We start from the raw sequence: 12,425 nt of genomic DNA on the forward strand, positions 1-12,425 counted from the left end.
GCGTTTACCCTGAAGACCCCGGTGACTAAGATTTAGTCAATCGCTTAAGACATGGTGTCGAGAGCGAACCCAATAAAACACCGGAGGTCATCATGAAATCGCTCGTTTCCGCAGTTGTTGCCGCTGTCGCCCTGTCCGCTTCGTTCGGCGCTTTCGCACAAAGCACCGTGACCCGCGCACAAGTCCGCAACGAACTGGTTCAGCTCGAACAAGCCGGCTACAAGCCGGGCCTGTCGAGCCCGTACTACCCGAACGACATCCAGTCGGCGGAAGCGCGTGTTCATGGTGCCGACGCCAGCGGCTACGGCGCACAGCCGGCTCCGGTCGTCCACTCGGGCGCCCCGGCTGCCGCAGCGTCGTCGAACGCTCGCGACTCGATCTTCTTCGGCCAGTAAGCCGACGCGCCCCCGGCGGGCGCACCGCGCATCGCGCGATGAAGCTGTAACCGGACGAGCCCGCTATGCGGGCTCGTCTTTTTTATGAAACGCATACCTCCGCCGCCCGGCAGCGGGTGGCTTCGCCCGGGCGCGTTGCGTCCGGGCGCTTTTTCGTATGCGGGGTAGACGGGTGTATGCGGCCGGTCAGCGCGGCGCGGCCGCAGCGGGCGCCGAACGCGACAGCACGCGCCATCGCGACAGCAGCTCGTCGCGATCGACGTAGCAGCCCTGCAGATGGCGGCGCCCCGTCGATGGATCGAACTCGGTGCGCGCATGCAGCACGCGCCGGTTGTCGAACGCCCACATGTCGCCCGAACGCAGCCGCCGGTGCAAGCGAAAACGCGGCTCACGCGCGAGCGCGAGAAACCGACGGTACGCGCGATAGACGGCCGCGACCGACTCGGCCGGCGCATCGAGCGGCCCGCGCAGGAAATTCGCGACCCGCACTTCCGTCACGTTCCCGCGCGCATCCAGCCCGATCACGGGCGCCGAACAGCGGTAGTCGCTGGTCGCACTCTTGTTCCAGAACTCGAACGGCGTCGACGCCAGTTGCTCGAAATCGGCCGGATGTTCGCGCCGCAGCGCATCCGCGAGCGCGAAGCCGTCGAGGAAGATGCTGTCGCCGCCCGTCGCGTCGTTCGCGAGGCAATGCAGGAACTGCACGCCGGGCTGCAGCTCGCGCGTCGGCAAGTCCGTGTGCGGCGGCAGGTTGAGCGACGTATAGGCATTGCTGTCCGGGCGCGGCTTCGATTCGACGTCGAACAGCACGCCGAAATTGCTCTCGCGGATCAGACCGATGCGACGCGCGATCTCGTCGACGCGACCACGCTCGGCCGGCACGCCTTCGACGAGCGTCAGCCCGGTGCGCTGCAACGCGCGCAGCCACGCAAGCAACGCGCCGTCATCCTCCATCACGTCGCGCCACGCGAACACGCCGATGGCCGTTGCATCGTCGCCGGCCCACACATGCCGTCCATGCGCGGCCTGGCGCTCCGCGCGCGAGTCATCGTCATAAGCATGCGCACGCAACCAGCCCGGCGACCACGCGCTGCGATGGCCATCGTTCCACTCGACATGCAGCGTGCCGTCGGCTTCGATCCGCGCGGTGTGCGCGGCCAGATCCTCGCGCGCATCGGCGATCTCGAACACCTGCTCGCGCGTGATCGCATGCACGCACGCGGAACACGCGCAGTTGTCGCGCAGCCAGTCGAAATGAAACGGCGATCGTCGCGCGTCGTGCCACGCGACGTCCACCGTACCGTCGCCGATCGCCACCGCGGCAATCGCCGCATCCCCCGAAAACGTCCGCCAGTCCTCGATACGGTGTTGCGCTGACTGCATCGCTGCCTCCCGGAAAACGCCCGCTACGCGTGTGGTGCGAGCAAGAACCCACCGACCATCCGGTGCATGCGCGCCGCCTGCGGACTCGTTCCGAGCGCGCGCCAGCAACCGTGCACCAGCCCCTCTCCCATCCAGTAACGTGCGGCGCCGCCGGCCGCGCGTATCCGTTCGACGTACACGCGCGCGTCGTCACGCAGCGGATCGTGTTCCGCGCCGATCGCAAGCACCGGCGGCAACCCGTCGAAACGCGACGCGGCAAGCGGCACCGATGCGCGCAGCAGCGGAGCGTCGTTCAACGCGGCTTCATCCGCATCGCCCCAGTACAGCGCGCGATAGTGATGAACGTCGTCGAGTGTCAGCATCGGCGCGTGCGCTTCCGTTTCGCGCGCTGGCGATTGCGGTTCGAAACCGAGCATCGGATAAACGAGTGCGATCCCGTCGATGCCGCCCTCGCCCGCATCGCGCAGCACGGTCGCGACGGCCGCCGCGAGATTGCCGCCGGCACTGTCGCCCGCGAGCGTCAGCGGGCGGGCGCATGAACCGAACGGCCAGTGTGCTGCGTCACGCGCGGCACGCGTGACGGCGAGGCAATCCTCGAGCGCGGCCGGTGCGCGATGCTCGGGCGCGAGCCGGTAGTCGACCGCGACCACGGCCAGCCCCGTGTCGGCCGCCAGTTGCGCGGTGATCAGCGCGTGACTGTCGAGCGAGCCGACGACGAAGCCGCCGCCATGAAAGAACAGCACGGTGCCGCGCGGCGCACCGTGCTCAGGCGCGTAGCGCCGCAGCTTGATCGCTCGTCCGTCCGGCGCGCGCCACACTGCATCGTGCTGCACGATGCCGGCCGGCAGCGCGGCAGGCGTCCATGCGGCCGCGAAGCGATCGTAGACGCGCCGCTGCTCGCCGACCGAGCGCGCCGCCGCATCGGCCGGATACGCGGCGGCGACGGCGGCAACGAACGCCGCGATTTCGGGTTCGAGCATCGTGCGGGTTTTCCGTATCCGGAGCTAACGGCGCGGCGGCAGGCCGATCACGCGGCCCGCATACGCGGGCGCCGCGCAATCGCGCTGCAACGCGTGAAGCCCGGCCACGCGCACGGCGACGTCGTCGTCGAACGGCGCCGATTTCGCGCCGTCGCGCGTGTCGACGTGCAGCATCATCTGCTCGCTCGCCGACACCGCGCCATCGTGCCCGTCCGCGAACAGTTCGAGATACATGTGCAGCCGCTTCGCGTCATGCGCGAACACCCGCGCATCGACGCGCACGCGCGCGCCTTCCTTGATCTCCTGCAGATAGTTCACATGCGCTTCGAGCGTATAGACCGAGCGGCCCCGCTCGCGACGCGTGGCGTCGTCGAGACCGATGCGGTCCAGCAGCGCATCGGTCGCGAAGCTGAAGATCAGCAGATAGAACGCGTCGCGCAGATGGCCGTTGTAGTCGACCCACTCGGGCCGTACGACGTCGCGGTAGATCGTCAGCGGGGTATCGCCGGTCATGTTGTCAGTCCTCGAATCGCATCCCGTGCCGCGCCTTCACCGCGGCGATCGCCTTCAGCACCTCGGTAATGCACTCGTCGCGATAGCGCTCGAGTTCCTTGATGCTGCGCTTGCCTTGCTGCTCGCTCGTGCCTTCGACGACGCTGTCGATCAGTGCGTCGGTCAGCGTCGGCGCGACCAGCTTGGTCCATGGCAGTTCGAGCGCGGGGCCGAACTGCTGCATGAAGTGTCGCATGCCCGCGTCGCCGCCGGCCAGCGTATAGGTCAGGAACGTGCCCATGAACGACCAGCGGATGCCCGCGCCGAAGCGGATCGCGTCGTCGATCTCGCCGGTCGTCGCGACGCCTTCGTTGACCAGATGCAGCGCCTCGCGCCACAGCGCTTCGAGCAGCCGGTCCGCGATGAAGCCGGGCACTTCCTTGCGCACGTGCAGCGGCCGCATGCCGAGCTTGCGATAGATCTCCATCGCCGCTTCCACGGCTTCCGGCGACGTGCGCGCGCCGCCGAGCACTTCGACGAGCGGCAGCAGGTAGACCGGATTGAACGGATGGCCGACCACGCAGCGCTCCGGATGCACCGCCCGCGCATAGAAGTCGGTCGGCAGCAGCCCCGACGTCGACGACGCGATGATCGCGTCGGGCTTCGCCGCGCGGCTGATCTGTTCGTGCAGTTCAAGCTTCAGCGCCTCGCGCTCGGGCGCGCTTTCCTGGATGAAGTCGGCGTCGGCGACGCAGGCCTCGATCGTCGATTCGAAACGCAGCCGCGCGCGATCGGCGCCCGGCGCGAGGCAGACACGTTCGAGCGCGGGCCACGCATTCGCGACGCTCGCGCGCAACCGCTCTTCCGCGCCCGGCGCCGGGTCCCAGACGACCACGTCCAGACCGTGCGCGAGCGCGCGGCAAATCCACCCGCTGCCGATCACGCCGGTGCCGATCGCGGCGAACGTCTTGATATCGGTCTTCACAGCCATGTCAACGCATCCTTCAAATCGAGGGGAATCGGACGGCGGCCGCGCTCGTGCGCGCGCCGCCGCAATAAAGCTGGATCAGTTGCAAACACTCATGCAAATTCGGTCACCGCACGGCGTTCGAGCGGACGTTCGCCGCGCGCCGGCAGGCCGAGCTTGCGACGCCCTTCGGCCGGCGTCAGCGCGCGGCCGCCGAGCCGTTCGATGACTTCCCGCGCGCGCTCGACGAGCGTGCCGTTGGTCGCATGCACGCCGCGATCGAGCCAGATGTTGTCTTCGAGACCGACGCGCACGTGGCCGCCGAGCAGCATCGCCTGCGCCACCATCGGCATCTGCATGCGGCCGATCCCGAAGCCGGCCCAGTGCGCGCCCGGCGGCAGGTTGTCGACCATCGCCTTCATCGTGCCGGTGTCGGCCGGCGCGCCCCACGGAATGCCGAGGCACAGCTGGAACAGCGGCGGATCGTCGAGCAGACCTTCCTTCAGCAATTGCTTCGCGAACCACAGATGGCCCGTGTCGAAGATTTCCAGCTCCGGCTTCACGCCGAGTTCCTGAATGCGCTTGGCACCGGCGCGCAACTGCGCGGGCGTCGACACGTAGATGTAGTCGCCGTCACCGAAATTCAGCGTGCCGCAGTCCAGCGTGCAGATTTCCGGCAGCAGTTCCTCGACGTGCGCGAGGCGCGTGAGGCCGCCGACGAGATCGGTGCCCTTGCCGAAGCGCATCGGGTCTTCGCCCGGGCCGATTTCCAGATCGCCGCCCATGCCGGCCGTCAGGTTGATGATCACATCGACGTCGGCCGAGCGGATCCGGTCGACCACTTCGCGGTACAGGTTCGGATCGCGGCTGCCGCGGCCCGTCTGCGGATCGCGCACGTGGCAGTGCGCCACCGTCGCGCCGGCCTTCGCCGCTTCGATCGCGGCGGCCGCGATTTCCTTCGGCGTGACCGGAATCGCCGGATGCTTGCCGACCGTGTCGCCCGCACCGGTGACCGCGCAGGTGATGATGACTTCGTTGTTCATGCTGTGAGCCCTCGTTTGATTCGGATGGTGTCGCCCGATTTCCGTCGTACTGCAGATGATTCGTCGCTGCGCGCCGGGCACACCCGGCGCGCACGGGCCGTTACAGGCCGAGATAGGCCTTCACGGCGGGCAGCCCGTCCTTGCCGTCGAACGTCTTGACGCCGGCCAGCCACGCGTCGAGCACCTGCGGATTCTTCTTCAGATACGCCTTCGCGGCGTCGGCCGGCTTCGTCTTGTTCATCACCGACTGCATCAGCCGGTTCTCGAGCTGCGTCGAGAAACGCAGGTTCTCGATCAGCTTGCCGGCATTCGGGCAGCGGGCAATGAAGTCGGGCGCCGTCAGCGTGTATACGCGCGCTTCGCCATAGTTCGGACCGAAGGACGCGTCGCCGCCGGACAGGTAGTTCATGCTGATCTGGATGTTCATCGGGTGCGGTTCCCAGCCGAGGAACACGACCCACTTCTTCTCGCGGATCGCGCGCTCGACCGTGACGAGCATCCCCGCCTCGCTCGATTCGACCAGCTTGAAGCCGCCGAGGCCGTACTGGTTCGTGTCGATCATCTTCTGGATCGTCGCGTTCGCGCTGCTGCCCGGCTCGATCCCGTAGATCTTGCCGTCGAGCTCCGCGCGGTGTTTCGCGATGTCCTCGAAGGTCTTCAGGCCGGCCTGGTATTCGTAGCTCGGCACCGCGAGCGTCGCCTTCGCGCCCGACAGGTTCGGCGGTTCGACGACGTTGATCGACTTGCTGTCGAGGAACGGCTGAAGCTGCTTTTGCTGCACCGGCCACCAATAGCCGAGCGACACGTCGAGCTGCTTGCTCTTCAGGCCGGCAAACGAGATCGGCACCGACGCGATCGTCGTCGTCGGCTTGTAGCCGAGCCCTTCGAACACCGTCGAGGCGAGCGCCGTGGTGGACGTGATGTCGGTCCAGCCGATATCCGCAAAGCGTACGTTGCGGCAGGTCGCGGCATCCGTTTCGGCCTGCGCCGCGGTCGCGAATGCGCCGGTCGCCAGCACGGCCGCGACGAACGCGGCGATCTTTGTCGACTTCATGGTTTCTCCCCTGTGGGCCGATGTGCGACGGTGCGCGGAGTGCGTCCCGGCCTGCATCGTGGGAGTAAAAGTAACGAGCCATATTGGTCGCAAGACGACCGGCGGCGACCTGTTCTTGACTATTTGCGACTATGGGTGGAAACCACTATGCACGGGCTGCGGCTTGTGCGGCGCGGGTTTGGAGCGAATCCTGATGGGCGGGGGATTGTCCGGATGCGGCGTAGGGAATGCAGGCCGGACATGCTTCGGCGGCGGCGCGCGAGCAGGTGTGACGCGGTTCCCGGCCCCGCGCGTACGGGCCGGGAACCGAAGCGTTATCGCGAGACTTCGACGTAGGTTTCCCTGCAGATCTCGCGCAGTGCCTGAACCAGCAGATCCCGCGTCGGCGCATGCGATTCGTCGGCGCGGGTAAACAGCGCGATGGGCGGCAGCGTCCAGACCAGCGAGTAAGGCACGATCGCCACCCCGGCGATGCGCACCATTTCTTCCGCGATATCGGCCGGCACGATCGACACGGCTTCGTCGCTCGACGCGATCATTTCGCCGATCAGCTTCGACGAGTAGCTTTCGACGATCGGCACCGGCGGCGCAATGCCCGCCGACAGAAACAGGTCGGTCACCTGCTCGCGCATCGGCGTATGCGGCGCGCCGAGAATCCAGTCCAGCGCGCGCAACTTCTCCCAGTCGAGCTTCGTGCGGGCCAGTTTCGCGGCCAGCCGCCGGCTCGCGATCATCCGCGGCTGCTGCCGGTACAGCACCTCGAACGACACCTGCCCCAGATCGACCGTCGACGACGCCCGCCCGATCACGAGATCGACGCTGTGGTCCCGGAGCTGCAGCAGCAGCTGGTCGCTGGTGCCTTCGTGAATCGTCACCGTCACGCGCCGCTCCATCCGCGATTGCAGCCGCTTGAGCGCCGCCGACAGCATCTGGCCCGAAATGAACGGGATCACGCCGATATGCAGGTGGGCCGCATGCCCGGCGGCGACCGCCTCCATCTCGCGGGCGAGGTGGTCGAGATCCTTCAGCATCGCCCTGGCCCGCTCGAGCACCACCGCGCCCAGCGCGGTCGGCCGCATCCCGCGCGACGAGCGCTCGAACAGCGGCGTGCCGAACATGCTTTCCAGCTCCGACAGCGCGTTCGTCACCGCCGGCTGGCTGCTGGCCATGTGCTCCGCGACGCGCGTCAGCGACCCGTGCTGCTGGATCTGCAGCAGCAGCATCAGGTGCCGCATCTTCAGGCGGGCACCGAGCCGCCTGACCACATCGTTCGTGTCGAATGTCATTGACTGGTCAACCATTCATCAGGAAAAAGTGATGGACCAATATTAAAACAGAATCATCTTGTTATATCGGGTGCCTAGAATCACTCCCATGGATCGCGTCGGGACTGGCCTGGCGCACACGCCCGGACCCAAAAACATGAAACAGACAGAGACACAGCAGCAGGCAGCGTTCGACTATCACGAGTTTCCGACCCCGGGGAAGATCTCCGTCGTCGCCAGCAAGCCGCTCGTGACGCAGCGCGATCTCGCGCTCGCGTACACGCCCGGCGTCGCGAGCGTCTGCGAATCGATCGCGGCCGAGCCGCTGAACGCGCACCGCTTCACGAGCCGCGGGAATCTGGTGGGGGTCATCACCAACGGCACCGCGGTGCTGGGTCTGGGCAACATCGGCGCGCTCGCGTCCAAGCCGGTGATGGAAGGCAAGGCCGTGCTCTTCAAGAAGTTCGCGGGCATCGACGTGTTCGACATCGAAATCAACGAAACCGACCCGGACAAGCTCGTCGACATCATCGCCGGCCTCGAACCCACCTTCGGCGGGATCAACCTCGAGGACATCAAGGCGCCGGAATGCTTCACCGTCGAGCGCAAGCTGCGCGAGCGCATGAAGATCCCCGTCTTCCACGACGACCAGCACGGCACCGCCATCACCGTCGCCGCCGCGTTCATCAACGGGCTGAAGGTCGTCGGGAAGTCGATCAAGGAAGTGAAGGTCGTGACGTCGGGCGCCGGTGCGGCCGCGCTGGCCTGCCTGGACCTGCTGGTCGACCTGGGGCTGCCGATCGAAAACGTGTGGGCGACCGATATCGAAGGCGTCGTCTATCGCGGCCGGACCACGCTGATGGACCCGGCCAAGGAACGCTTCGCGCAGGAAACCGATGCGCGCAAGCTCTCCGACGTGATCGGTGGCGCCGACGTGTTCCTCGGCCTGTCGGTCGGCGGCATCCTGAGCGCCGAGATGTTGAAGTCGATGGGCCCGCGTCCGCTGATTCTCGCGCTGGCCAACCCCACGCCGGAAATCTTCCCGGAGCTCGCCCATGCGACGCGCGACGACGTCGTGATCGCGACCGGCCGCTCGGACTTCCCGAACCAGGTCAACAACGTCCTGTGCTTCCCGTACATTTTCCGCGGCGCGCTGGATGTGGGCGCCACGACGATCACCCGCGAAATGGAAATCGCCGCGGTTCACGCGATCGCCGGCCTCGCGCAGGAAGAGCAGAACGACATCGTCGCGGCGGCCTATGGCGGCGACGAAGTGTCCTTCGGCCCGCAATACCTGATTCCGAAACCGTTCGATCCGCGCCTGATCGTGCGTATCGCGCCGGCGGTGGCGAAGGCAGCGATCGAAGGCGGCGTGGCGACGCGCCCGCTCACGGATCTCGACGCGTACGTCGAGCAGCTGCAGCAGTTCGTCTACCACTCGGGCGCGTTCATGAAGCCGCTGTTCGCGGCCGCGCGCCAGCTCGTGCGTGACGGCGGCAAGGCGCGCATCGTGTTCACCGAAGGCGAAGACGAGCGCGTGCTGCGCGCGGTGCAGGTCATCGTCGACGAGAAGCTCGCGCGTCCGATCCTGGTCGGCCGTCCGGAAGTGCTGCTGGCCCGTATCGAGCGCTTCGGCCTGCGCCTGCGGCTCGGCGAGGACGTCGAAGTCACCAACCCGGAATACGACGAACGTTTCCCGCAATACTGGACGACGTACTGGGAACTGCGCTGCCGCGACGGTATTTCGAAGGAGATGGCGCGCGTCGAAATGCGCCGCCGCCTGACGCTGATCGGCGCGATGATGGTGCGGCTCGGCGACGCGGACGGGATGATCTGCGGGGCCGTCGGCGAATATCACAATCACCTGCGCTTCGTCGACGAAGTGATCGGCAAGAAGCCCGATGCGTCGACCTACGCGGCGATGAACATCCTGTTGCTCAATCAGCGCACGGTGGCGCTGGTCGATACGCACATCAACGACAACCCCGATGCGGAACAGATCGCGGAATACACGATCGCCGCGGCGCGCCAGATGGAGTGGCTGAATCTGACGCCGAAGGTGGCGTTGCTGTCGCGGTCGAACTTCGGGTCGGGCAGCGCGGCGTCGGGCGTGAAGATGCGCAAGGCGCTGGACATCATTCGCGTGCAGGCGCCGGATATCGAGGCGGACGGCGAAATGCACGGCGACTGCGCGCTCGACGAAGCCCTGCGGTCGCGACTGCTGCCGATGTCGCCGCTGAAGGGTGCGGCGAACCTGCTCGTGTGCCCGAACGTCGATGCGGGGAACATCGCCTACAACCTGCTGAAGACCGAAGCCGGCAGCAACGTTGCGGTCGGACCGTTCCTGCTCGGCGTGAATGCGCCGGTGAATATCCTGACGTCGAGCTCCACCGTGCGACGGATCGTGAACATGACCGCGTTGACGGTGATCCAGGCGAATCGCAACGTGGCCGGCTGATCGATTCTTCGCGGCACAGTCGTTCGTCAGGCGGCGGATAGCCGGATCCGGAAGGGTTCGGCGATCCGCCGCTTTTTCGTACCGGTGCCGTTCCGGCAGGCGTGCATGGCGGCCGCATCTGTCGCGTCGGGCATTGAAGCAAAGCAAAGCCCGGTGCCCGCAGGCAAACCGCTCGCGCGGGAAGCGCGTACCATGAAGAAGCCATCGAGCGCCGGGCTTGCGTTCGTGCCCGGGCGCACCATGTCTTCCTGACTCGGAGTCCCGCCATGATCCTGTACCACTCCACTCCCGATTCGCCGGTCGTCGAAATATCCGTCGAAGGAAAAATCACCGACCACGAACTGCGCGAAACCATCGAGCGCATGCGCAGCGATCTCGAACTGAACGGCAAAACCCGCGTGCTCGAACGCATCGAACATTTCAGCGGTATCGAACCGAAGGCGTTGTGGACCGACATGACGCTCGGCGTGCCGCTCGCCCGCAAGATCACGCGGGCTGCCGTGGTGGCCGACGCGAGCTGGATTCACGCGTCGATGCATCTGGCCCGGTTCTTTACGAAGGCCGAAATCAAGGCGTTCCACGTGAACGAGCTGGAACAGGCGCGCGCCTGGGTCAACGCGTGAGAAGCCCGAACGGGCCGAGGCTGGCGGAGTCGATCCGGCGCGGATAGCCCAGGTGGGCGATCGGCTCGGCAATGATGTCGTGCCGGTACGGCAGAAAGGGGCCGTGTTCTCGCGGCGCGGCCCGTGGGCGCTCATCCGGTCTCGCTCCGGACGGTTTGCGCAACCCGCTTACATCATCGAAGATCGTTCGGCACTTCCGGGGTTGCAGCCCGACCTTCGAGGCGTGGGCCGCTTTTCGGGAAGCCGCCGAGTCACACGATGCAGGCGGCGCATGAAGCGGCTTCGACCAACCCGATCTCGCCGCTTCATGCGCCGCCATGCGCTCGTTCGCAGAGAAATGCGCTACAGAACGCGCTCCAGCGCGCTCGCGAACCGCGCAACCGCGGCATCGACATCATGCAGTTTGTCGAGACCGAACAAGCCGATCCGGAAGGTCTTGAAATCCGCCGGCTCGTCGCATTGCAGCGGCACGCCGGCCGCGATCTGCATGCCGACGTCGGCGAATTTCTTGCCGGAGCGAATGTCGTCGTCGTCCGTGTAGCTGACCACGACGCCCGGCGCCTCGAAGCCCTTTGCCGCCACGCTCCTGAACCCCTTTTCGGCCAGCAGCGCGCGGATGCGCGTGCCGAGTTCGAGCTGCTCCGCCCTCACCTTGTCGAAGCCATACGCTTCCGTTTCCTTGATGACGTCGCGCAGCGTCGCGAGGCTATCCGTGGGCATCGTCGCGTGATACGCGAAGCCGCCGTTCTCGTACGCTTCCATGATCTGCAGCCACTTGCGCAGATCGCAGGCGAAGCTGGTGCTGGTCGTCGCATCGATTCGCTCGCGGGCGAGCAGGCTGAGCATCACCAGCGCGCAGCCAGGCGATGCGCTCCAGCCCTTTTGCGGCGCACTGATCAGCACATCGACACCGCTTGCCTCCATATCGACCCAGATCGTGCCCGACGCGATGCAATCCAGCACGAACATGCCGCCGACCGCATGCACGGCATCGGCCACCGCGCGCATATAGCCGTCGGGCAGCATCATCCCGGATGCGGTTTCGACGTGCGGCGCAAAAACGAGATCCGGCTTGTGCTCGCGGATCGCAGCAACGACTTCGTCGATCGGGGCAGGCGCAAACGCGGCCTGCCTTCCCGATTCGACCGGACGCGCCTTCAGCACGATCGATTCGGACGGAATGCTGCCCATGTCGAAAATCTGCGACCAGCGGAAGCTGAACCAGCCGTTGCGGATGACCACACACTTCTTGTTCGTCGCGAACTGGCGCGCGACGGCTTCCATGCCGAACGTCCCGCTGCCCGGGACGATGGCGACCGCCTTCGCGTTGTAAACCTTTTTCAGCGCGGCGGAAATGTCGCGCATGACGCCTTGAAAGCGCTGCGACATATGATTGATCGACCGGTCGGTGTACACCACCGAATATTCGAGGAGCCCGTCGCGGTCGACATCGGGAAGTAATCCTGGCACGTTCGCCTCCGGTAAAGGATGAACCATGTGATGAGAGCGCGCGGTATGCATGGGTGGATACCGCTGCGCCCATGCAAAGCTGCGTTTTTGCTTGGACGACGACCGATTCTAACGAAAGCGACGGAAGGCGGGGGGCTGGGGGTTTTGTGCGGTGCGTGAAGGGGCGCTTTGGGGTGCTTTGGGGCGATCGCGTGTGTGGAGCGACGGCGGCGCACCGACCGTGAAGCAACCGCGCGGCGACCTGGCGGCGCGCTTCTCCGTCGATATGACGGATCGGCTCGCAGGCAAACGGTTT

General features: G+C 66.3%; 12 protein-coding genes. 3 read left to right on the top strand and 9 right to left on the bottom strand.

Going from position 1 to position 12,425, the window contains the following annotated elements:
• Window positions 1-92: 92 nt before the first annotated feature.
• Window positions 93-395: a DUF4148 domain-containing protein gene (locus DCN14_RS11635; protein WP_096501752.1), complete on the top strand. Its 303-nt coding sequence runs from the start codon at window positions 93-95 to the stop codon at window positions 393-395.
• Window positions 396-581: 186 nt separating this feature from the next.
• On the opposite strand, the gene DCN14_RS11640 is transcribed toward DCN14_RS11635, so the two are convergent.
• From DCN14_RS11640 to DCN14_RS11675, 7 genes are all read right to left on the bottom strand, one after another.
• Window positions 582-1,778, bottom strand: coding sequence for a TauD/TfdA family dioxygenase (locus DCN14_RS11640; protein WP_096501754.1), 1,197 nt, complete (start codon window positions 1,776-1,778; stop codon window positions 582-584).
• Window positions 1,779-1,801: 23 nt separating this feature from the next.
• Window positions 1,802-2,758 carry an alpha/beta hydrolase gene (locus DCN14_RS11645; protein ID WP_096501756.1) on the bottom strand — a complete coding sequence of 319 codons (957 nt, stop codon included), beginning with the start codon at window positions 2,756-2,758 and terminating at the stop codon, window positions 1,802-1,804.
• Window positions 2,759-2,782: 24 nt separating this feature from the next.
• Entirely contained in the window at window positions 2,783-3,271 is a 489-nt protein-coding gene (locus tag DCN14_RS11650; RefSeq protein ID WP_096501758.1) for a thioesterase family protein, read from the bottom strand.
• A 4-nt stretch (window positions 3,272-3,275) separates the two neighbouring features.
• The gene (locus tag DCN14_RS11655; RefSeq protein WP_096501760.1) at window positions 3,276-4,241 is read right to left on the bottom strand and encodes an L-carnitine dehydrogenase; all 966 of its coding nucleotides are present in this window, start codon (window positions 4,239-4,241) and stop codon (window positions 3,276-3,278) included.
• 89 nt (window positions 4,242-4,330) lie between these two features.
• Window positions 4,331-5,260 (bottom strand): 3-keto-5-aminohexanoate cleavage protein, encoded by a 930-nt coding sequence (locus DCN14_RS11660; protein WP_096501762.1) that lies wholly within the window; start codon window positions 5,258-5,260, stop codon window positions 4,331-4,333.
• Between the two features lie 100 nt (window positions 5,261-5,360).
• On the bottom strand, window positions 5,361-6,314 hold the full coding sequence (locus tag DCN14_RS11665; RefSeq protein ID WP_096501764.1) for a choline ABC transporter substrate-binding protein: 954 nt from the start codon (window positions 6,312-6,314) through the stop codon (window positions 5,361-5,363).
• A 314-nt stretch (window positions 6,315-6,628) separates the two neighbouring features.
• On the bottom strand, window positions 6,629-7,600 hold the full coding sequence (locus tag DCN14_RS11675; protein WP_096501766.1) for a LysR substrate-binding domain-containing protein: 972 nt from the start codon (window positions 7,598-7,600) through the stop codon (window positions 6,629-6,631).
• 136 nt (window positions 7,601-7,736) lie between these two features.
• Between DCN14_RS11675 and DCN14_RS11680 the strand changes: the two genes are divergently transcribed.
• The gene (locus DCN14_RS11680) at window positions 7,737-10,037 is read left to right on the top strand and encodes an NADP-dependent malic enzyme (RefSeq protein ID WP_096501768.1); all 2,301 of its coding nucleotides are present in this window, start codon (window positions 7,737-7,739) and stop codon (window positions 10,035-10,037) included.
• A gap of 26 nt (window positions 10,038-10,063) precedes the next feature.
• On the opposite strand, the gene DCN14_RS38690 is transcribed toward DCN14_RS11680, so the two are convergent.
• Window positions 10,064-10,456, bottom strand: coding sequence for a hypothetical protein (locus DCN14_RS38690; protein WP_240327303.1), 393 nt, complete (start codon window positions 10,454-10,456; stop codon window positions 10,064-10,066).
• On the opposite strand from DCN14_RS38690, the gene DCN14_RS11685 reads away from it, so the two are divergent.
• Window positions 10,364-10,660 (top strand): STAS/SEC14 domain-containing protein, encoded by a 297-nt coding sequence (locus DCN14_RS11685; RefSeq protein WP_338138578.1) that lies wholly within the window; start codon window positions 10,364-10,366, stop codon window positions 10,658-10,660. The genes DCN14_RS38690 and DCN14_RS11685 overlap by 93 nt on opposite strands.
• A 342-nt stretch (window positions 10,661-11,002) precedes the next feature.
• Here DCN14_RS11685 and DCN14_RS11690 read toward each other — a convergent pair whose 3' ends face one another.
• Window positions 11,003-12,130 (bottom strand): aminotransferase class V-fold PLP-dependent enzyme, encoded by a 1,128-nt coding sequence (locus DCN14_RS11690; protein ID WP_096501774.1) that lies wholly within the window; start codon window positions 12,128-12,130, stop codon window positions 11,003-11,005.
• Window positions 12,131-12,425 lie beyond the last annotated feature (295 nt).

Origin of the sequence: Burkholderia sp. IDO3 (genome assembly GCF_003366075.1) — a bacterium.
Taxonomy (GTDB): Bacteria; Pseudomonadota; Gammaproteobacteria; order Burkholderiales; family Burkholderiaceae; genus Burkholderia; species Burkholderia anthina.